General features: G+C 71.1%; 15 protein-coding genes and 1 pseudogene. 4 read left to right on the top strand and 12 right to left on the bottom strand.

Annotated features, from left to right (window positions below; translation table 11 throughout):
* The first annotated feature begins 68 nt into the window (after window positions 1–68).
* A complete protein-coding gene (locus AY578_RS23495) occupies window positions 69–1,502 on the top strand; it encodes a cytosine permease (RefSeq protein WP_019524409.1) in 1,434 nt (477 codons plus the stop codon).
* Here AY578_RS23495 and AY578_RS23490 read toward each other — a convergent pair.
* The 4 genes from AY578_RS23490 to AY578_RS23475 all read right to left on the bottom strand — a co-directional run bounded on the left by AY578_RS23490 (window position 1,499) and on the right by AY578_RS23475 (window position 5,474).
* Window positions 1,499–2,590, bottom strand: coding sequence for an IS630 family transposase (locus tag AY578_RS23490; protein WP_215048594.1), 1,092 nt, complete (start codon window positions 2,588–2,590; stop codon window positions 1,499–1,501). The genes AY578_RS23495 and AY578_RS23490 overlap by 4 nt on opposite strands.
* A gap of 277 nt (window positions 2,591–2,867) precedes the next feature.
* Window positions 2,868–3,956, bottom strand: a complete 1,089-nt coding sequence (locus tag AY578_RS23485) for a branched-chain amino acid aminotransferase (RefSeq protein ID WP_136239223.1) — start codon at window positions 3,954–3,956, stop codon at window positions 2,868–2,870.
* Between the two features lie 253 nt (window positions 3,957–4,209).
* A complete protein-coding gene (locus AY578_RS23480; protein ID WP_136239224.1) occupies window positions 4,210–5,253 on the bottom strand; it encodes a 3-isopropylmalate dehydrogenase in 1,044 nt (347 codons plus the stop codon).
* 89 nt (window positions 5,254–5,342) lie between these two features.
* Window positions 5,343–5,474 carry a hypothetical protein gene (locus AY578_RS23475; RefSeq protein ID WP_019524406.1) on the bottom strand — a complete coding sequence of 44 codons (132 nt, stop codon included), beginning with the start codon at window positions 5,472–5,474 and terminating at the stop codon, window positions 5,343–5,345.
* 337 nt (window positions 5,475–5,811) lie between these two features.
* Here AY578_RS23475 and AY578_RS23470 point away from each other — a divergent pair, with 337 nt between their 5' ends.
* A complete protein-coding gene (locus AY578_RS23470) occupies window positions 5,812–6,018 on the top strand; it encodes a DUF5988 family protein (protein WP_019524405.1) in 207 nt (68 codons plus the stop codon).
* 67 nt (window positions 6,019–6,085) lie between these two features.
* On the opposite strand, the gene pruA is transcribed toward AY578_RS23470, so the two are convergent.
* Both pruA and AY578_RS23460 read right to left on the bottom strand, forming a co-directional pair.
* Window positions 6,086–7,717, bottom strand: coding sequence for an L-glutamate gamma-semialdehyde dehydrogenase (pruA, locus tag AY578_RS23465; RefSeq protein ID WP_019524404.1), 1,632 nt, complete (start codon window positions 7,715–7,717; stop codon window positions 6,086–6,088).
* Window positions 7,718–7,752: 35 nt separating this feature from the next.
* Window positions 7,753–8,679 carry a proline dehydrogenase family protein gene (locus AY578_RS23460; protein WP_161109020.1) on the bottom strand — a complete coding sequence of 309 codons (927 nt, stop codon included), beginning with the start codon at window positions 8,677–8,679 and terminating at the stop codon, window positions 7,753–7,755.
* A 138-nt stretch (window positions 8,680–8,817) separates the two neighbouring features.
* On the opposite strand from AY578_RS23460, the pseudogene AY578_RS23455 reads away from it, so the two are divergent.
* A pseudogene (locus AY578_RS23455) lies at window positions 8,818–10,055 on the top strand (PucR family transcriptional regulator).
* Here AY578_RS23455 and AY578_RS23445 read toward each other — a convergent pair.
* A complete protein-coding gene (locus tag AY578_RS23445) occupies window positions 10,036–10,647 on the bottom strand; it encodes a TetR/AcrR family transcriptional regulator (RefSeq protein WP_019524401.1) in 612 nt (203 codons plus the stop codon). The pseudogene AY578_RS23455 and the gene AY578_RS23445 sit on opposite strands and share 20 nt — an antisense overlap.
* 83 nt (window positions 10,648–10,730) lie before the next feature.
* On the opposite strand from AY578_RS23445, the gene AY578_RS23440 reads away from it, so the two are divergent.
* Entirely contained in the window at window positions 10,731–12,275 is a 1,545-nt protein-coding gene (locus AY578_RS23440; protein WP_202503512.1) for an MFS transporter, read from the top strand.
* Window positions 12,276–12,334: 59 nt separating this feature from the next.
* Here AY578_RS23440 and serA read toward each other — a convergent pair whose 3' ends face one another.
* From serA to AY578_RS23415, 5 genes are all read right to left on the bottom strand, one after another.
* Window positions 12,335–13,924: a phosphoglycerate dehydrogenase gene (gene serA / locus AY578_RS23435; protein ID WP_019524399.1), complete on the bottom strand. Its 1,590-nt coding sequence runs from the start codon at window positions 13,922–13,924 to the stop codon at window positions 12,335–12,337.
* 267 nt (window positions 13,925–14,191) lie between these two features.
* A complete protein-coding gene (gene ilvC / locus AY578_RS23430; protein WP_136239226.1) occupies window positions 14,192–15,190 on the bottom strand; it encodes a ketol-acid reductoisomerase in 999 nt (332 codons plus the stop codon).
* Between the two features lie 117 nt (window positions 15,191–15,307).
* On the bottom strand, window positions 15,308–15,832 hold the full coding sequence (gene ilvN / locus AY578_RS23425; protein WP_019524397.1) for an acetolactate synthase small subunit: 525 nt from the start codon (window positions 15,830–15,832) through the stop codon (window positions 15,308–15,310).
* A 21-nt stretch (window positions 15,833–15,853) separates the two neighbouring features.
* Complete coding sequence (locus AY578_RS23420; RefSeq protein WP_020700097.1) at window positions 15,854–17,704, bottom strand: acetolactate synthase large subunit; 1,851 nt, start codon at window positions 17,702–17,704, stop codon at window positions 15,854–15,856.
* A 231-nt stretch (window positions 17,705–17,935) separates the two neighbouring features.
* Window positions 17,936–20,965, bottom strand: a complete 3,030-nt coding sequence (locus tag AY578_RS23415) for a putative bifunctional diguanylate cyclase/phosphodiesterase (RefSeq protein ID WP_258905242.1) — start codon at window positions 20,963–20,965, stop codon at window positions 17,936–17,938.
* Window positions 20,966–21,213 lie beyond the last annotated feature (248 nt).

Here is a 21,213-nt window from a genome sequence, read left to right as displayed (position 1 = left end):
GGCGACCGGAGAAGCCACATTGAACGTCACTCAAAACTCGTCCGTGCACCGTTGAAGGAGACCTGCCCATGCCGAGGGAACTGCGCGGAGTCGACACCATCCCCGAGGCGGAACGCACCAGCGGTCCACGGGACCTCGTCTCGATCCTGCTGGGCTCCAACCTCTGCCTGGGTGTGATCGTCTTCGGCTGGCTGCCGCCGTCCTTCGGCCTGGACTGGTGGTCGTCGGTCACCTCGGTGGTGGCCGGAACCGTCGTCGGCACGCTGTTCACGGCGCCGCTGGCCCTGGTGTCGCTGCGCACGGCGACCAACCTGTCCACCTCCTCCGGCGCGCAGTTCGGCGTGCGGGGGCGGCTGGTGGGGTCGGTCGTGGGGCTGCTGCTGGCGCTCGGCTACACCGCGCTGACCGTGTGGATCGGCGGCGACGTGATGGTGGGCGTACTGGGGCGGCTGTTCGGCCTGCCGGCCGACGGGACGGCGTACACCGTGGTCTACGCGCTGCTCGCGGCGGCGACGGTGGCGGGCGCGGTGTACGGCTACCGGGTGCTGCTCGCGATGTCCCGGGTGCTGGCGTTCGGCATGACGGCGCTGCTGGTGCTGGGCGTGTTCGCGTACGCGCCGCACTTCACCACCGAGGCGCTGCCGGAGACGGGCGGCTATCTGCTGGACGGCTACTGGCCCACCTGGCTGCTGGCCGCGGTGGCCGCGGGGCTGTCCGGGCCGATCGCCTTCATCACCCTGCTCGGCGACTACACCCGCTACATCTCCCCCTCCCGCTTCTCCTCCCGGCGCGTGCTGCGGGCGACCTGGCTGGGGCTGATGCTGGGGCTGCTGGTGCCGCAGCTGTTCGGCACGTTCACGGCGTACGCGGCCCGCGCCGCCCTCGACTACGCCGGGCCCCTGGTCGACGCCGCGCCCGGCTGGTACCTGATCCCGCTGCTGCTGGCCGCGTCCGCCGGGTCGGCGGGGAACGCGGGGCTGATGCTGTACTCGATGGGGCTCGACCTGGACGCGATCCTGCCGCGCGCGTCCCGCACGACGGCGACCTACGTCGTCGCGGTGGTCGCGACGGTCTGCGTCTTCGCCGGGCACCATCTGTCGACCGCGCAGGACGCGATGACGTCGTTCGTGCTGCTGCTCACGGCCGTGGGGACGCCGTGGGCGGTGATCACCCTGATCGGCTCGGTCCGCTGCCGGGGGGTCTACGACGCGGACGCCCTGCAGGTCTTCAACCGCCGCGCGCGGGGCGGGGCGTACTGGTACACGGCCGGCTGGAACATCCCGGCGACGGCGTCCTGGGCCCTCGGCTCGGTCGTCGGCCTCCTGGCCGTCTCCCTGCCCGCGTACGAGGGGCCGCTGGTCGCCCTGACGGGAGGGGTGGACGCGAGCTTCCTGCTGTCGGGCGCGGTGGGCGGAGCGGCGTACGTGCTGGCGACGCGCGGCACCGGAAAGGCCACGGCGGCCGTGACCCCCGTACGGGCGCCGGAGGAGGAGCGGGTCTAGTGACCTGAGTCGGAGATTCGTCGGCAGTAGGCGGCGACTTTGTCGAGGATCTCGTCGGCGGTCTTCGTCCAGATGAACGGTCTGGGGTGTTCGTTCCAGTCGGCGAGCCAGCTGCGGATGTCCCGTTCCAGGGCTTGGACGGAGCGGTGGACGCCACGCTTGAGCTTCTTCTGCGTGAGCTCGGCGAACCACCGCTCCACGAGGTTCAGCCAGGACGAACTCGTCGGTGTGAAGTGGAGATGGAAGCGGGGGTGGGCCAGCAGCCACTGCTTGATGGCAGGCGTCTTGTGGGTGACGTAGTTGTCCAGGATCAGATGGACATCGAGGTCAGCAGGGACTTCCTTGTCGAGTTTCGTCAGGAACTTCTTGAACTCGACGGCCCGGTGGCGCCGGTGGAGGGAGCCGATAACCTTGCCGGTGGCGACCTCCAAGGCAGCGAACAGGGTGGTGGTGCCGGCCCGGACGTAATCGTGACTGCGGCGTTCGGGGGTGCCGGGAACCATCGGCAGCACGGGCTGGGACCGGTCGAGAGCCTGGATCTGGGACTTCTCGTCCACGCAGAGCACCAGAGCCTTCTCCGGCGGGTCGAGGTAGAGGCCCACGACATCGCGGACCTTGTCGATGAACAGCGGGTCCGTGGACAGCTTGAACGTCTGCGACCGGTGCGGCGCGAGCGCGAACGCCCGCCAGATCCGCGAGATCGCGGACTGCGACATGCCCGTGGCCGCCGCCATCGACCTGGTCGACCAGTGGGTCGCGTTCTTCGGCTTCTCCTCCAGCGTCTTGACGATGACCCGCTCGACGTCCGCGTCGGTGATCTTCCTCGGGACACCGGGCCGCGGCTCATCGGACAGGCCGTCCAGGCCCCGTTCGAGGAAACGCCGCCGCCAGGTGCGGACCGTGTCCGGAGTGACCCGCAGTCGACGGGACACCTCCATGATCGAGTGCCCCTCGGCGCACTCCAGCACGATCCGCGACCGCTGGGCCAGCGCCTGAGCCGTCGTGCGACGACGCACCCAGCCCTCCAGCACGGCCCGCTGGGCATCGGTCACCGACAACGGCGGAATCTTCGGACCCGGACGACTCATACCGAACCAACGACGAATCTCCGACTCAGGTCACTAGGGCCTGTCCGGCGGATCAAGTCGGGGGAAAGGCGCAGCGTCTTGCAACCCAGGTGAGCGGGGTCTGGTGCGTCCAGCTGCAAGGCGGAGGAGGGAGTCGACGCGGAGCGTCGGCGAGTGACGACAACGCCGCAGATGGGCGTGCCAGACCCCGCGTCCTCGGCATGATCCGCCGGACAGGCCCTAGTGGCGCCGTACACGGACGAGGGGCCGGGGCTGACGCCCCGGCCCCCTGTCTGCGTCAGGCCAGCTTGTGCATCCAGCCGTGCTTGTCCTCCGCCGTGCCGCGCTGGATGTCGAGGAGGGCCTGGCGGAGGCGGAGGGTGACCTCGCCCGGCTCGCCGCCGCTCTGCTGCCACTCGCCGGTCGCGCGCTTCACCGTGCCGACGGGCGTGATCACGGCCGCGGTGCCGCAGGCGAAGACCTCGGTCAGCGTGCCGTTCTCCGCGTCGCGCTGCCACTGATCGACCGAGACGCGCTCCTCGACCGCCTCGTAGCCGAGGTCACGGGCGACACCGAGCAGGGAGTCACGGGTGACGCCCTCCAGGATGGAGCCGGTGAGGGTGGGCGTGACGATCTTGTCCCCGTACACGAAGTACAGGTTCATGCCGCCCAGCTCCTCGACCCACTTGTGCTCGACGGCGTCGAGGTAGCACACCTGGTCGCAGCCCTTGGCGGCCGCCTCGGCCTGCGCGAGCAGGGAGGCCGCGTAGTTGCCGCCGGTCTTGGCGTCGCCCATGCCGCCGGGGACGGCCCGGACGCGGTCCTCGGAGACCCAGATGGACACCGGCTTCACGCCGCCCGGGAAGTAGGCGCCGGCCGGGGAGGCGATCACCAGGAACAGGTACTCGTTGGCGGGCTTCACGCCCAGCCCGACCTCGGTCGCGATCATGAAGGGGCGCAGGTAGAGGGACTCCTCGCCGCCGTGCGCGGGCACCCACGCCTGGTCCTGGGCGACCAGGGCGTCGCACGCCTCGAGGAACGTCTCGACCGGCAGCTCCGGCATGGCGAGACGGCGGGCGGACCGCTGGAACCGCTCGGCGTTCTTCTCGGGCCGGAACGTGGCGACGGACCCGTCGGGCTGCCGGTAGGCCTTGAGGCCCTCGAAGATCTCCTGCGCGTAGTGCAGGACCGTGGTCGCCGGGTCGAGGGAGATCGGCGCGTACGGGACGAGCTGGCCGTCGTGCCACCCGCGGCCCTCGGTCCACTTGATCGTCACCATGTGGTCGGTGAAGTGGCGGCCGAAGCCGGGGTTGGCCAGGATCGCTTCGCGTTCCGCGGCGGGCAGCGGGTGGGCCGAGGGCTTGAGCTCGATCGTGGGCGTCGTCATGAGTGGTTGTCCTTCACCGGTTGTAGTGACGGGCCGCGCACACGCCCGTACGGCCTGTGGCCAGTACTAGGACGTCCGAGCATTCCCTCAATCCGCGGCTCCGCGTTCGATTATCGCCCGGCGGAGGCAGCGGAAGAAACAGGGTGAATGCGGCCCGGTGGTCGTTGACACGTCACCCGGCGGAGGAACGCGTCGAAGCCGCCGGGTGCGGATGCGACCCGGCGGCTTCGAGTGTGTCGAGGTGGGCGCCGGGTCAGCCGGCTACTCGTGCGGCGAGGGCGTCGCCGATCTCCGAGGTGCTGCGGGCGGGCAGGCCGCCGCGTTCCGCGAGGTCGGCGGAGACGGCGTCCTCGATGCGGGCGGCCTCGGCGTCGTGACCGAGGTGGCGCAGCAGGAGGGCGACGGACAGGACGGTGGCGGTGGGGTCCGCCTTGCCGTGCCCGGCGATGTCCGGGGCCGAGCCGTGCACGGGCTCGAACATGGACGGGAACTCGCGGCTCGGGTTGATGTTGCCGGAGGCCGCGACGCCGATGCCGCCGGAGACGGCCGCGGCGAGGTCGGTGATGATGTCGCCGAAGAGGTTGTCGGTGACGATCACGTCGAACCGGCCGGGGTCGGTGACCAGGTAGATGGTCGCGGCGTCGACGTGGATGTAGTCGGTGGTGACGTCCGGGTACTCCGCGGCCACCTTGTTGAAGATGTTCGTCCACAGGTGGCCGGCGAAGGTCAGCACGTTGTTCTTGTGGACCAGCGTCAGCTTCTTGCGCGGGCGGGCCTGGGCGCGGGCGAAGGCGTCGCGGACCACGCGCTCGACGCCGAAGGCCGTGTTGACGGAGACCTCGGTGGCGACCTCGTGCGCGGTGCCCTTGCGGATGGTGCCGCCGTTGCCCGTGTACGGGCCCTCGGTGCCCTCGCGGACGACCACGAAGTCGATCTCGGGCTGTCCGGCGAGCGGCGTGGCGACGCCCGGCAGGAGCTTCGACGGGCGCAGGTTGACGTGGTGGTCGAAGGCGAAGCGGAGCTTCAGCAGGAAGCCCCGCTCGAGGACGCCGGACGGGACGCTCGGGTCGCCGATGGCTCCGAGCAGGATCGCGTCGTGCTGCTTGAGCGCGTCGAGGTCGGCGTCGGTGAGGGTCTCACCAGTGGCGTGGTAGCGACGGGCGCCGAAGTCGTACTCCTTGGTCTCCAGCTTCACATCCTGCGGAAGGACGGCGGAGAGGACCTTCAGGCCTTCGGCCACGACCTCCTGGCCGATGCCGTCACCGGGGATCACTGCGAGATTGATGCTGCGAGACATGCGGGCACCCTACTCCTCGTCCCACGGGATGACATGGGGCGTCCGGCATACGGACGCCTCGGGCGTGTCAGGGGCCGGCCGGCGGCGGCTCAGTGGCCGGTCGAGCCGCCGTTGTCCCGGCGGTCGAGGGCGCGCTGCAGGGCGGCGGCGGCGTTCTTGCGGTCGTTCTCGGCGCTGCGGGCGGAGCGGCGGACGCGGCGGCGGACGGTCGTCTCGGGCATGACGGATCGACTCCTTCGGGAAAAGACGCGCGGACTCGACAAGGCGCGGAGGGTCACGAGACGCCGGAAGGGGCGGGGAGCCGTGGCCGCAGGGGTCGCCTGCACGGGGCCTGCTCACAACCGCCGTTCGCTGGATGGAGCGATGCGTTCGGCTCCTACAAAAGTAAGGGCGGCCGCCGCATCTGTCTGCACAATTACTTGGGCTTCCTACTATCTGAGACGGCGGCACCCTCACCACCCCGCTGACCTGCGCTTTCTTCGATGTGGGCTCGGCCACTCGGCTGATCCCGGACCCCGGCGGGCGACTGCCCCGGGCGGGAGGGGAACGGTCACCGGCATGAACGACACGGCGAAGGTGTTCCTCGAAGGCGGGCCGGACGATCTGCCCGAACGGATCGTCCCGGCCCCCGACCCGGGCCCCGATGTGAAGATCGAGCTGCGCAACGGCTACGAGCACTTCCGGCCGACCTCACGTCAGGCGGACACGCCGGAGGGGCGGCTGCCGGTGTACGAGTGGTGGGAGCGGACGGAGATGCCGGGCTGACCCCGGACAGCGCGAAGGCCGGGCGCGTGATGCGCCCGGCCCCTCTCATGTCACCTCACGCGGGACGTCAGCCCATGTGCGGGTACGTGTAGTCGGTCGGCGGGACCAGCGTCTCCTTGATGGCGCGGGTCAGCGTCCAGCGCATCAGGTTCTGCGGGGCGCCGGCCTTGTCGTTGGTGCCGGAGGCACGGCCGCCGCCGAAGGGCTGCTGGCCGACCACGGCGCCGGTCGACTTGTCGTTGATGTAGAAGTTGCCGGCCGCGTAGCGCAGCTTCTCCATCGTGTAGGCCGCCGCGGCGCGGTCGCCCGCAATGACCGAGCCGGTGAGGGCGTAGTCGGACACCGACTCCATCTGGGTCAGCATCTCGTCGTACTTGTCGTCCTCGTAGACGTGCACGGCGAGGATCGGGCCGAAGTACTCGGTGCGGAACACCTCGTTCTCCGGGTCGCCGCACTCGATGACGGTCGGGCGGACGAAGTAGCCGACCGAGTCGTCGTAGCTGCCGCCGGCGACGATCGTGCAGGCCGGGTCCTCCTTGGCGCGGTCGATGGCGGCCTTGTTCTTGGCGAAGGACCGCTCGTCGATGACGGCGCCGATGAAGTTGGACAGGTCGGTGACGTCACCCATCTTGATGCCGTCCACCTCGGCCGCGAACTCCTCCTTGAAGCCGGAGTTCCAGATCGAGGCCGGGATGTACGCGCGCGAGGTGGCCGAGCACTTCTGGCCCTGGTACTCGAAGGCGCCGCGGGTCAGCGCGGTCTTCAGCACGGCGCGGTCGGCGCTCGGGTGGGCGACGACGAAGTCCTTGCCGCCGGTCTCGCCGACCAGACGCGGGTACGAGCGGTACTTCTCGATGTTGGCGCCCACCGTCTTCCACAGGTACTGGAAGGTCTTGGTGGAGCCGGTGAAGTGGATGCCCGCGAGGTCGCGGTGGACCAGGGCGACCTCGGAGACCTCGATGCCGTCGCCGGTGACGAGGTTGATGACCCCCTTGGGCAGCCCGGCCTCCTCCAGCAGCTGCATGAGCAGCACGGCGGCGTGGGTCTGCGTCGGGGACGGCTTCCACACCACGACGTTGCCCATCAGGGCGGGCGCGGTCGGCAGGTTGGCCGCGATGGCGCTGAAGTTGAAGGGCGTGATCGCGTAGACGAAGCCCTCCAGCGGCCGGTGGTCCAGGCGGTTCCACACGCCCGGGGAGTTGGCCGGGGGCTGCTCGGCGAGGATCTGCCGGGCGTAGTGGACGTTGAAACGCCAGAAGTCGACCAGCTCGCAGGGGCTGTCGATCTCCGCCTGCTGGGCCGTCTTGGACTGGCCGAGCATGGTGGAGGCGGCGATGGTCTCGCGCCACGGTCCGGCCAGCAGCTCGGCGGCGCGCAGGATGATCGCGGCGCGGTCGTCGAAGGCCATCGCGCGCCAGGCGGGGGCGGCGGCGAGAGCCGCGTCGATGGCGTCCTGCGCGTCCTGCCGGGTGGCGTTGGCGTAGGTGCCGAGGCGGGCCTTGTGGTTGTGCGGCTGCACGACGTCGAAGCGCTCGCCGCCGCCCATCCGCTTGACGCCGCCGATGGTGCAGGGCAGCTCGATCGGGTTGTCGGCCAGCTCCTTGAGCTTGGCCTCGAGGCGGGCCCGCTCGGGGCTGCCGGGGGCGTAGCCGTGCACCGGCTCGTTGACGGGGGTGGGGACCTGGGTCACAGCGTCCATGGGTTCCGTAACTCCTTATCTAGAGCGGTGTGGTGTCAGCCCTTGGTGATCATGCTGCGGGCGAAGAACCGGAGGTTGGCCGGCTTCTCCGCCAGACGCCGCATGAAGTAGCCGTACCAGTCGGTGCCGTACGCCGTGTAGACGCGCATGCGGTGGCCCTCCGCGGCGAGGCGGTGGTGCTCCTCGCTGCGGATGCCGTAAAGCATCTGGAACTCGTACTCGTCGAGCTTGCGGCCGGCGGTGCGGGCCAGTTCCTGGGCGATGGCGATCAGACGCGGGTCGTGGGACCCGATCATCGGGTAGCCCTCGCCCTCCATCAGCGTCCGCAGGATGCGCACGTACGCCTTGTCGATCTCGTGCTTCTGCTGGTAGGCGACCTCGGCGGGCTCCTTGTAGGCGCCCTTCACCAACCGTACGCGACTGCCCGCGGCGGCGAGGCGGCGCGCGTCCTCCTCGGTGCGGAAGAGGTAGGCCTGGATGACGCAGCCGGTCTGCGGGAAGTCCTTCCGCAGCTCCTCATGGATGGCGAACATCGAGTCGAGGGTGGTGTGGTCCTCCGCGTCCAGGGTGACCGTGGTGCCGATCTCGGCGGCGGCCTCGACGACCGGGCGGACGTTCGCGAGGGCCCGTTCGTGGCCGCCGGGGAGCGCTTGGCCGAACATCGACAGCTTCACCGACATCTCGGCGCGCTCGCCGAGCTCCAGCGGCTTCAGCCGGTCGATCAGCTCCAGGTAGGCGTCACGGGCCGCCTCGGCCTGTTCGGGGGTGGTGATGTCCTCGCCGACGACGTCCATCGTCAGTTCGAGGCCGTTGTCGGTGAGCTCCCGCACGATCGGCAGGACCTCGTCCACGGTCTCACCGGGGATGAAGCGGTCGACGACCTGCTTGGTCACCGGGGCCGCCGAGATCAGGCGTCGCATCCGGTCGCTGCGCGACGCGGCGAGAATCACGGGACCCAGCACGGGGCACCTCCACAAGCTGCGAGAGGCCGCCACCCGACGGTTCGGGGACGGCACGGAGAACCACCGTGAAACCTAAGGATGACCCTGATCCTGGGCCATCGACAGACGTCACGCATCCCTGGGCGAGATCTCAGACAGATGTATGAAGGGCTCCGGTTTTTGCGGCAGAATGCCCGGGTGACGTCGGAATACAGGGACGACTACCAGGAGCTGGTGGACGAGATCTCGGAGCTTCTCGGCGCTCCGGCGACCCTGGAGAACCGGGACTTCGAGCTGATCGCCTTCGGCGCGTACGACAGCGAGGGCGACCTCGACCCGTCGGCGCTGGACCCGGTGCGGGCCCGCTCGATCCTGACCCGGCGCTCCACACCGGCCGTCCGCGCCTGGTTCGAGGGGTTCGGCATCACCCGCGCGACCGGCCCGGTCCACATCCCCCGCACCCCGGAGGCGGGCGTGCACCGGGGGCGTGTCTGCCTTCCCGTACGCCATCGCGGGGTGGCCCTCGGCTATGTGTGGCTGCTGGAGGACGAGCCCGGGCCCACGGCGGAGCAGCTCGAGGCCGCCATGCGGGTGACGGTGCGGATCGGCGCGCTGCTCGCGGACGAGGCGCAGCACGGCGCGGACCTCACGCGGGAACTGCGGGCGGTACTGACGGCGGAGCGGGGCTGGCAGCGGGACATGGCGGTGGCCGAGCTGCGTACCGCGCTCGGCCCCCGCGCGGAGGGCCTGCACACGGTGGTCTGCGTCGCGCCCTGGCCGTCCGCCGACCCCGACGACGCGCCCTCGGTGCGTACGGTGCCGGGGGCGACCGCGCTGTGCACGCTGCCGTGGGGCGCGACGGCCGTATCCCTTGCGCTGCTGCTGCGGCTGCGCTCCGCCGACGTGCTGACGCCGGCGACGACGGCGGCCGGGCGGCTGCTGGAGCGGGCCCGGGACGGCGGGGCGACGGGCCGGTCCGGGCCTCCCCCGGCGCCGCGGGCATCGCCGCGCCCCGCACGGGCCTGGCCGATCTGGGCACGGCCTGGGACGAGGCGTCGGCGTCGGCGCGTGCCGCGCTGGCCGAGCCGCGTCTCGGGCCGGTGGCCCGCTGGGCGTCGATCGGCCCGTACCGCCTGCTGACCGCGCTGTCCCCGGGCGCCGCCCACGACCCCGCCGTCGGCCCGCTGCTGTCCCCCGCGCACACGGAACTGGCCCGCACCGCCGAGGTGTACCTCGACTGCGCGGGCCAGGCCGGGCGCACGGCGGCGGAGCTGGGCGTGCACCGGCAGACGCTGTACTACCGGCTGTCGCGGATCGAGCGGCTCACCGGCCTGGACCTGGACGACGGCGAGGACCGGCTGCTGCTGCACATGGCGCTCAAGGCGCACCGCCTGTAGAAGCGCCGTTCCCGGCGGACGTGGCCGCTTCGACCACCTGGCGCAGGCCGGCGGTGAGCCGCTCCGCGTCGGGGGCGCTGCCCGGGTCGAAGGTCCACTGGGCGATCAGCCCGGTCATCAGGGTCACGTAGAACGCGCCGAGGGTGTCGGCGGTCGCGTCGGAGACGTCCTCCTCGCGGCCGCCCATCAGCAGCGGCACCAGACCGCGTCCGGCCTCGCGCTGGGCCGCCGCGAGATGGGCGCGCACCTCGGGCAGCCGGTCGCCCATGGCCAGCACCTCCATGCTGAGCCGCCACACCGAGCCGGGCTCCTTCATGGTCGCGATGATGTTCGCCCACACCCGCTCGAACCGCTCCAGCGATCCCGGCGCGAGCTCGTCCACGGCGCCGTCGCCCTCGAAGGCGCCGCCCATGCCCTCGACGAGGGAGACGTAGGCCTGCGCGAGCAGCGCGTCCTTGGAGCCGTAGTGGTAGCCGATCGACGCGAGGTTGGTGCCCGACTCCTTGACGATGTCGCGCGCCGTGGTGCGCACGAAACCCTTGGCGAGCAGGCAGCGCTTGGCCCCTTCGAGTAGATCCTCACGGTGTCCCATGGCCGCAGCCTACCCCGCACCCGTACGAGCGTCTTATACAAGCGTTCTAGACAGCCGTATAATACGTGCGTACAGTCGACGTCATGACACCGAACCCGAACCGGGCCGGCCGCCGTGAGTGGACCGCGCTCGTCGTCCTGATGCTTCCGCTGCTGCTGGTCTCGATGGACGTCTCCGTCCTTTACTTCGCCGTCCCCGAGATCGGCGCCGACCTGGAGCCGACCGGCACCCAACAGCTGTGGATCTTCGACATCTACGGCTTCGTGCTGGCCGGCCTGCTGATGACCATGGGCGCGCTCGGCGACCGCATCGGCCGCCGCCGGCTGCTGCTGTGCGGCGCGGCCGCCTTCGGCGCGGCCTCCGTGCTCGCGGCCTACGCGCAGTCCGCGGAGACGCTGATCGTGGCCCGCGCGGTCCTCGGCATCGGCGGCGCCACCCTGATGCCGTCGACGATGGCGCTGGTCCGCACGATGTTCACCGACCCCGGCCAGCGGGCGAAGGCCATCGGGCTGTGGTCCGGGGTGATGACGGGCGGCATCGCGCTCGGCTCGGTGATGAGCGGACTGCTCGTGGAGCACTTCTGGTGGGGCTCGGTCTTCCTGGTCAACCTGCCCGCGATGGCGCTGCTGCTGGTCCTCGGCCCGCTGCTGCTGCCGGAGTCGAGGGACCCCTCCCCCGGCCGCTTCGACTGGCCGAGCGTCCCGCTGTCCATGGCCGCCGTGCTGCCCGTGGTCTACGGCCTGAAGGAGCTGCCCTCGGAGGGCTGGAACGTCCGCTACGTCGTCTCGATCACCGTCGGGCTGCTGTTCGCCGTGCTGTTCGTGCACCGGCAGCGCACCGCGCGCTCCCCGATGATCCCGCCCGCCCTGTTCCGCGGGCACGGTTTCAGTCCCGCGCTCGCCCTCAACACCCTGTCGGCGTTCGGAATGATGGGCTCCGCGATCTTCACCACGCAGTATCTGCAGTCGGTGCTCGGCAAGAGCGCGCTGGAGGCCGCGCTGTGGAGCCTGCTGCCGTCGGTCCTCATCGGCGTCGCCGCCCCGGTGGCCGCATCGATCGTGCAGCGCGGGGCCGAGCGCGCGCACGTCGTCACCGCCGGGTTCGTCATCTCCGCCTGCGGCTACGGGCTGCTCGCCCTGGCCGGGACCGACTCCCTGTGGCTGGTGCTGGCGGCGTGCGGGGTGATGGCATCGGGCATCGTCGTCGTGATGTCCCTGCTCACCGATCTGGCGCTCGGCTCGGTCCCGGTGGACCGTGCGGGCTCGGCGTCGTCCCTGCTGGAGACCGGCACCGAGTTCGGCGGCGCCCTGGGCATGGCGGCCCTCGGGTCGATCGGCGCGGCCGTCTACCGGCACGCGATGCCGGGCTCCGCGCCGGAGCCCGCGCGGGAGACCCTCGGCGGGGCGCTCGCCGTCGCCGCCGAACTGCCGGGGCGCGCGGGAGACGCCCTGGCCGCGGCGGCACGCGAGGCGTTCACCGAGGGAATGCGGGGCGCGGCGATCGCCGGGGCGCTGCTGCTCCTGCTCGCGGCGGGGATCGCGGTGGCCGGGCTGCGGAACGTCCGGGTACGCCCGGACACGGAAAACGCCGGACAGGCTGAGAATCTCAGCCCGTCCGGCGTCCGATGACGAGCCCGTTCAGGGCGAACGGGGGTCCGGGGGCGGCGCCCCCGGAGTCCCGGACCGGATCAGACCAGGTTCACGGACCGGGCGGAGGTCGCGCCGATCTCCGCGGCCAGCTCACCCAGCACCGACGTGGACACCGTGTCGTCGACGGTCAGCACGGCCAGCGCCTCGCCGCCGACCGTCGCGCGGGCCACCTGCATGCCGGCGATGTTGATGCCGGCCTCGCCGAGGATGCGGCCGACGGTGCCGACGACACCCGGACGGTCCTCGTAGCGCAGGACGACCATGTGGTCGGCGAGCGCGAGGTCGACGTCGTACTCGCCGACCGCGACGATCTTCTGGACGTGCTTGGGGCCGGCCAGCGTGCCGGAGACCGAGATCTCCTCGCCGTCGGCCAGGGTGCCGCGCACGGTGACGACGTTGCGGTGGTCGGCCGACTCCGAGCTGGTGGTCAGCCGCACCTCGACGCCGCGCTCCTGCGCGAACAGCGGGGCGTTGACGTAGGAGACGGTCTCGTCCACGACGTCCTCGAAGACGCCCTTGAGGGCGGACAGCTCCAGCACCTTCACGTCGTGCTGGGTGATCTCGCCGTACACCTCGACGTCGAGACGGACCGCGACCTCGCCCGCGAGCGCGGTGAAGATGCGGCCGAGGCGCTCGGCGAGCGGCAGACCCGGCTTGACGTCCTCGGCGATGACGCCGCCCTGGACGTTCACCGCGTCGGGGACCAGCTCACCGGCGAGGGCGAGGCGCACCGAGCGGGCGACGGCGATGCCGGCCTTCTCCTGCGCCTCGTCCGTGGAGGCGCCGAGGTGCGGGGTGCAGACGACCTGGTCGAACTCGAAGAGCGGGGAGTCGGTGCACGGCTCCTTCGCGTACACGTCGAGGCCGGCGCCGGCGACGCGGCCCTCCTTGAGGGCCGAGTACAGCGCCTCCTCGTCGACGATGCCGCCGCGCGCGGCGTTGATGACGCGCACGGTCGGCTTGACCTTGCGCAGCGCCTCGTCGCCGATCAGGCCCAGTGTCTCGGGGGTCTTGGGCAGGTGGACGGTGATGAAGTCGGAGACCTCGAGCAGCTCGTCCAGCGACAGCACCTTGACGCCCATCTGCGCGGCCCGCGCGGGCTGCACGTAGGGGTCGTAGGCGACGACCTTCATGCCGAAGGCGGACATGCGCTGCGCGACGAGGGCGCCGATCCGCCCCAGGCCCACGACGCCGAGGGTCTTCTCGGCGAGCTCGACGCCCGTGTACTTGCTCCGCTTCCACTCGCCGTTCTTCAGCGCGGCGTTGGCCTGCGGGATGTTGCGGGCGGTGGCGAGGATGAGACCGCAGGCGAGTTCGGCGGCGGTCACGATGTTCGAGGTGGGGGCGTTGACGACCATCACGCCGGCCTTGGTGGCGGCGGAGACGTCGACGTTGTCGAGGCCGACGCCGGCTCGTGCGACGACCTTCAGCTTGTTCGCGGCGGCGATCGCCTCGGCGTCGACCTTGGTGGCCGAGCGGATGAGGATCGCGTCCACGTCGGCGATGGCGGGGAGCAGTTCGGCTCGGTCCGCGCCGTTGCAGTGCCGGATCTCGAAGTCCGGGCCGAGTGCGTCGACGGTGGCGGGCGACAGCTCTTCAGCGATGAGTACGACGGGTTTCGAGCTCACGTGAGTCCTCACAAGTCCCAATGCGGACGGCCGTCCCGACGGCCGCAGGCGGTGAAGAAGTGCTAGCCGCGTGGAAGACGCACGACGCTGTGGGCCTGACGCGTATGTAGTGCAGCAGTGTAGTGGCGCCGAGGGCGTCGTCTTACGCCGCTTCGGAAGGATCACCCGTCCGTGGCGGACGGGATGGACAACGCCGTACCACCGACGTTACCCCGGGTTCGCCCGAAGGGCCGGGGCGTGGTGCCCCGGCCCTCAGGACGGATCGGCTCAGGCCTCCTCGTCGACCCAGCTCATCAGCTTGCGCAGCTGCTTGCCGGTGGTCTCCAGGAGGTGCTCGGAGTCCTGCTTCTTGTACTCGTCGTACTTCTTCAGGCCGCCGTGGTACTCGTCCATCCAGGTCTGGGCGAAGGTGCCGTCCTGGATCTCGGCGAGGACCTTCTTCATCTCGGCCTTGGTGGCGTCGGTGATGATCCGCGGGCCGGTGACGTAGTCGCCCCACTCGGCGGTCTCGGAGATCGACCAGCGCATCTTCTCCAGGCCGCCCTCGTACATGAGGTCCACGATGAGCTTCAGCTCGTGCAGGCACTCGAAGTAGGCGATCTCCGGCTGGTAGCCGGCCTCGGTCAGCGTCTCGAAGCCCGCCTTGACCAGCGCGGCGGTGCCACCGCAGAGGACGGCCTGCTCACCGAACAGGTCGGTCTCGGTCTCCTCGGTGAAGGTGGTCTTGATGACGCCGGCGCGGGTGCCGCCGATGCCCTTCGCGTACGACAGGGCCAGCGCGAAGGCGTTGCCCGAGGCGTCCTGCTCGACGGCCGCGATGCAGGGGACGCCGCGGCCCTCCTCGTACTGACGGCGCACCAGGTGGCCCGGGCCCTTGGGGGCGACCATGCAGACGTCCACGCCGGCCGGGGGCTTGATGAAGCCGAAGCGGATGTTGAAGCCGTGGCCGAAGAACAGCGCGTCGCCGTCCTTCAGGTTCGGGGCGATGGACTCCTCGTAGACCTGGCCCTGGATCGGGTCCGGGACGAGGATCATGATGACGTCGGCCTCGGCGGCGGCCTCGGACGGGGTCACCACGCGCAGGCCCTGCTCCTCGGCCTTGGCCTTGGACTTGGAGCCCTCGTGCAGACCGACGCGCACGTCGACGCCGGAGTCGCGCAGCGACAGGGCGTGGGCGTGGCCCTGGCTGCCGTACCCGATGACCGCGACCTTGCGGCCCTGGATGATGGACAGGTCGGCGTCGGCGTCGTAGAACAGCTCGGCCACTGGGTTCTCTCCTTGTGTGCAGGTGTTGCGTCCCACCGTATGACGGTGAGGGAGGGGGAAGGTGGGGGGTCTCGCGATACGGGCGGCCGGCCGTGTCCCGGCCGCCCGTCCGGTGTCTCAGGCCGACCGGTCCAGGGCGCGCAGCGACCGGTCCGTGATCGAACGGGCACCGCGTCCGATCGCGATGGTGCCGGACTGGACCAGCTCCTTGATGCCGAACGGCTCGAGCATCCGGAGCATGGCGGACAGCTTGTCGCTGCTCCCGGTGGCCTCGATGGTCACGGCCTCCGGGGAGACGTCGACGGTCTTGGCGCGGAACAGCTGGACGATCTCGACGATCTGGGAGCGCGTCTCGTTGTCGGCGCGCACCTTCACCAGAACGAGTTCGCGCTGGACCGCCTGCCCGGGTTCGAGCTCGACGATCTTCAGCACGTTGACGAGCTTGTTGAGCTGCTTGGTGACCTGCTCCAGCGGGAACTCGTCGACGCTCACCACGATGGTGATGCGGGAGATGTCGGGGTGCTCGGTGACGCCCACGGCGAGCGAGTCGATGTTGAAGCCGCGGCGGGAGAACAGGGCGGCGATCCGGGCCAGGATGCCGGGGGTGTTCTCCACCAGGACGGAGAGCGTGTGCTTGGACATGATCTCTTCGGTCTCTCTCGCTCAGTCGTCTTCGTTGTCGCCGAAGTCGGGGCGCACGTCCCGGGCGGCCATGATCTCGTCGTTGGAGGTGCCGGCGGCGACCATCGGCCAGACCATCGCGTCCTCGTGGACGATGAAGTCCACGACGACCGGGCGGTCGTTGACCGAGTTGGCCTCCTCGATGACCTTGTCGAGGTCCGCGGGGTCCTCGCAGCGGATCGCGTAGCAGCCCATGGCCTCCGACAGCTTCACGAAGTCGGGGACGCGGGTGCCCCTCGCCTCCGGGTTGACGTCGTCGGGACCGGAGTGCAGGACCGTGTTGGAGTACCGCTGGTTGTAGAACAGCGTCTGCCACTGGCGGACCATCCCGAGGGCGCCGTTGTTGATGACGGCGACCTTGATCGGGATGTTGTTCAGGGCGCAGGTGGTGAGCTCCTGGTTGGTCATCTGGAAGCAGCCGTCGCCGTCGATCGCCCAGACCGCGCGGTCGGGCGCGCCGGCCTTGGCGCCCATGGCGGCCGGGACCGCGTAGCCCATGGTCCCGGCGCCGCCGGAGTTCAGCCAGGTGGCGGGCTTGTCGTACTGGATGAAGTGCGCGGCCCACATCTGGTGCTGGCCGACGCCCGCCGCGAAGATCGTGCCCTCGGGGGCGAGCTGTCCGATGCGCTCGATGACCTGCTGCGGGGAGAGCGAGCCGTCCGTGGGCTGGTCGTAGCCCAGCGGGTAGGTGTCGCGCCAGCGGTTCAGGTCCTTCCACCAGGCGCTGTAGTCGCCGCGGTGGCCCTCGGCGTGCTCCCTCTGGACGGCCTGGATGAGGTCGGCGAGGACCTCGCGGGCGTCACCGACGATCGGCACGTCGGCGGCGCGGTTCTTGCCGATCTCCGCCGGGTCGATGTCGGCGTGGACGATCTTGGCGTACGGGGCGAAGCTGTCCAGCTTGCCGGTGACGCGGTCGTCGAAGCGGGCTCCGAGGGCGACGATCAGGTCGGCCTTCTGCAGCGCGGTGACGGCGGTGACCGCACCGTGCATGCCCGGCATTCCCACGTGCAGCGGGTGGCTGTCGGGGAACGCGCCGAGCGCCATCAGGGTGGTGGTGACGGGCGCTCCGGTGAGCTCGGCGAGGACCTTCAGCTCGGCGGTGGCCCGGGCCTTGATGACCCCGCCGCCGACGTAGAGGACCGGTCGCTTCGCGGAGGTGATGAGCTTGGCGGCCTCGCGGATCTGCTTGGCGTGCGGCTTGGTGACGGGCCGGTAGCCGGGCAGGTCCATGACGGGCGGCCAGGTGAAGGTGGTCTTCGCCTGGAGGGCGTCCTTGGCGATGTCGACCAGCACCGGGCCGGGGCGGCCGGTGGAGGCGATGTGGAACGCCTGGGCGATGACCCGCGGGATGTCCTCGGCCTTGGTGACCAGGAAGTTGTGCTTGGTGATCGGCATGGTGATGCCGACGATGTCCGCCTCCTGGAAGGCGTCCGTGCCGATCGCCTTGGAGGCGACCTGGCCGGTGATCGCCACCAGCGGCACGGAGTCCATGTGCGCGTCGGCGATGGGCGTCACCAGGTTGGTGGCCCCGGGACCCGAGGTCGCCATGCAGACGCCCACCTTGCCGGTGGCCTGCGCGTAACCCGTGGCCGCGTGACCCGCGCCCTGCTCGTGCCGCACCAGGACGTGGCGCACCCGCGTGGAGTCCATCAGCGGGTCGTACGCCGGAAGGATCGCACCGCCGGGAATGCCGAATACCGTGTCGGCGCCGACCTCCTCGAGCGAGCGGATGAGGGACTGCGCACCCGTGACGTGCTCGACGGGGGCGGACTGCTGTCCTCCGGAACGGGGCCGCGGCTGCGGGTGATGGGCCCCGGTGGCCTGCTCGGTCATCGGCATTCTCTTCTCGATGCTGAGGGTTTTTGCGAGGTTCGTGCGGGTTACGCGTGCTGCTCGGCAGGTGCCTGTGCAACAAAAAACCCCTCGTGCCGTAAGGCAAGCGAGGGGAGCGCGCCGGGTGGTGGGTCGCTGAGCTTTGGTCGCTCAGCGTCAGCCGACGCGCTTTCCAAGTACGAGAATTCGGGTGCGCATGGCACTGACCCTCCCCCCGGCGCACACTCACTGTCAAGTGGGTGGGACGGGAGTCTCATTATGTGAGCGGAGTGTCGTAGCGCTCTTGAGCACCGCCGTCACCCCCGTGGAGTACACCGGGGAACCGCCTCCGCCGGCCAATACCGGCTCGGCCGGGGCGTGCGGCACCGGGTAGCGCCCGGCGGCCAGCGCCCGGCGCAGCCGGTACTCGTCGAGCGGCCCCGAGAAGGCCGGCCCCTGCCCGTGGGTGCAGCCCATGGCGCGCAGCGCCTCCGCCTGCCCGGGCAGGTCCACGCCGTCGGCCACGGTCTGCAGTCCGAGATCGGAGGCGATCCGCAGCAGCCCGTGGGTGATCTTGTACAGCCGAGCGGACTCGGCCACGCCGTCGACCAGGCTGCGGTCGAGCTTCAGCATGTCGACGGGCAGCCGCCGGAGTGCCGTGATCGCCGCGCGTCCGCTGCCGAAGCCGTCCAGACAGATCCGTACGCCGAGCCGCTTGAGCACGGTGAGCCGCCGCTCCAGCTCGTCGAGGGAGACCCGGGGGTCGGTGTCGGCCAGCTCCAGGATCAGCGAGCCGGACGGCAGGCCGTGCCGGGTGAGCAGCGCCTCGACCGAACCGAGGGGCAGCGAGCGGTCCAGGAGCCGACGGGCGCTCAGCCGTACGGCGACGGGTACGGGCAGGCCCGTCGCGTGCCGTTCGGCGGCCTGCTCGACGGCCTCCTCCAGTACCCAGCGGCCCAGTTCGGCGGTCTTCTCGCTGTCCTCGGCGACGCGCAGGAACTCCGCGGGCGTGAACAGCACGCCCTGGGAGGAGCGCCAGCGCGCCTGGGCGCACACGGAGGTGATCCGGCCGTCCGCCAGGCTCACCACCGGCTGGTGCAGCAGGGCGAACTCGCCGTGGTGGAGCGCCGCGCGCAGGCGGGTGGCCAGCTCCGCCTTGCGGACGACGTCCTGCTGCATGTGCGGCTTGTACAGCTCGACGCGGCCCTTGCCCGCGGCCTTCGCCCGGTACATCGCGAGGTCGGCGTTGCGCAGCAGCTCGCCCGCGCCGATGCCCGGTTCGGCGAAGGCGACGCCGATGGAGGCGTTGACGCGGACATCGTTGCCGTCGATGACGTAGGGCTGGGAGAGCGTGACTCTGAGCCGGTCGGCCAGTTCGAGGATGTGCCGCTCGCGCGCGTCCCGGTCGCGTACGCCGTCGCCGACGATGAGCGCCGCGAACTCGTCGCCGCCGAGCCGGGAGGCGGTGTCGCCCTTGCGGACGGCGTCCTGGAGTCTTCGGGCGGCCTGCACCAGCAGTTCGTCCCCGGCCTGGTGGCCGATGGTGTCGTTGACGCCCTTGAAGCCGTCGAGGTCGATGAAGAGCACCGCCGTGCCGCGCAGGGCGGCGCCCCGGTCCGAGGCGCGGCGGCCGGAGAGGGCCTGCTGCACGCGCCGGGTGAACAGGGCGCGGTTGGGCAGGTCGGTGAGCGGGTCGTGCTCCGCGTTGTGCTGGAGCTGGGCCTGGAGACGGACCCGTTCGGTGACGTCACGGCTGTTGAAGATGAGGCCGCCGTGGTGCCGGTTGACGGTGGACTCCACGTTGAGCCAGCCTCCCCCGCTCTCGGCTTCGCCCGAGCGGGAGGTGCCCCCACCGCCGAAGCGGAAGCGGCACTCGATGCGCGTGGTGGGCTCCTCCACCGGGTCGGCGGCGAGGAACCGCCGGATCTCGTGCACCACGCAGCCGAGGTCCTCGGGGTGGATCAGGGAGGCCAGTTCGGTGCCGACCAGGTCCTCCGCCCGGCGGCCGTACACCCCGGCGGCGGCCGGGGAGACGTAGCGCAGGACGCCGCTGGGGGCGGCGATCATGATGACGTCGCTGGAGCCCTGCACCAGGGAGCGGAAGTGGTTCTCCGCCTGGGCGAGTTCCTGGGTGAGGGTGATGTTGTCGAGGAGCATGATGCCCTGGCGCACGACGAGCGCCAGCGCCACGGTGCCCCCGGTGATCAGCACGACCCGGTCGACGCTGCGGCCGTTGAGGACGTTGTAGAGGATCCCCAGGGTGCACACGGCCGCCGCCAGGTACGGGGTGAGTGCGGCGAGGGAGCCGGCGATGGGCCGGGAGAGCTGGTACCGGCCGGCGCCCCCGCCGGGCGGTGGTCCGTGCTGGTGGTCGGGGGCGGTGCGCCGCCCGGGCAGGTGCTCGCGGACCACGCGGGTGGACGTCTCGCGCTCCGGTGCGCCGCGCCGGGGTGCGGTCCAGGGGGCGTAGGCCAGCAGCAGCGACCCGGCGAACCAGCCCGCGTCGAGCATCTGCCCGGAGTGGTAGCCGGCGTGCAGCAGCGGGGAGGTGAACAGGGCGTCGCACATCACGGTGAGCGCGAGCGCCCCGATCGCGGTGTTCACCGCCGAGCGGTTGACCGAGGAGCGCCGGAAGTGCAGCGCGAGGACCATGCTGACGAGGGCGATGTCGAGCAGCGGGTACGCCAGGGACAGCGCGGTGTGCGCGACGCTCGGCCCCTCGGCCTTGGCGGCCTGGGCGAGGGCGAGGCTCCACGCCAGGGTGAGCAGCGAGCCGCCGATCAGCCAGGCGTCGAGGCCGAGGCACACCCAGCCGGCCTTGGTCACGGGCCGTTTGGCGAGCACCAGCAGGCCGACGATGGCGGGCGGCGCGAAGCAGAGGAAGAACAGATCGGCGTAGCTGGGGCTCGGCACATCCTGGCGCAGCACGACCTCGTACCAGCCCCAGACCAGGTTGCCCAGGGACGCCATGGCCGAGGAGAGACCGAACAGCATCCAGGCGGGCCGGTACCGGGTGCGGCGGCTGCGGGCGTAGACCACGCAGGACACGGCGGCGGCCGCGGCGGCGGCGCTCAGCCCGAAGTCCCCCATGACCAGGGCGAGTCGCTCCGACCCCCAGCCGAACGCGGCGCCGACGGCGTAGGCGCCGCAGACCAGGACGAGGACCAGCTGGGCCGCGGGGCCGGGGCGGCGGCCGGCGCCCGCCGCCGCGGGCAGCAGGGTCCGCGGGGCGGACGCGGGACGCAGCGCACCGTCGAGGGCGGGGGTCGGCGGCGCGCTCACCGGTCCCTCCCTGTCCGCGCCGCCTCCGCGCTCCAAGGGCCCCGGTGGGCCTGGGACCGGGTCCGCCGGCTCGTCTGCCGGGGTGGGTGGTGAGGGCCGGCGCCGTCGGTCCGTCCGCCGCGCCGGATGTGCTGACCGTGCCTGTGCGTGTCCGCGTGCCGGTGTCGCCGCCGACGCATCCGCCGCGTCGGATCGGTGGTCATCTGGCCGTGCATCGCCCGTCGCCCCCCTCACAGTCTCCGTGTCGC

The organism is Streptomyces thermocarboxydus (assembly GCF_024760485.1).
Taxonomy (GTDB): Bacteria; Actinomycetota; Actinomycetes; order Streptomycetales; family Streptomycetaceae; genus Streptomyces; species Streptomyces cellulosae.
The sequence above is the reverse complement of the archived record's forward strand: the minus strand, read 5'-3'. Positions and strand labels throughout refer to the sequence as shown.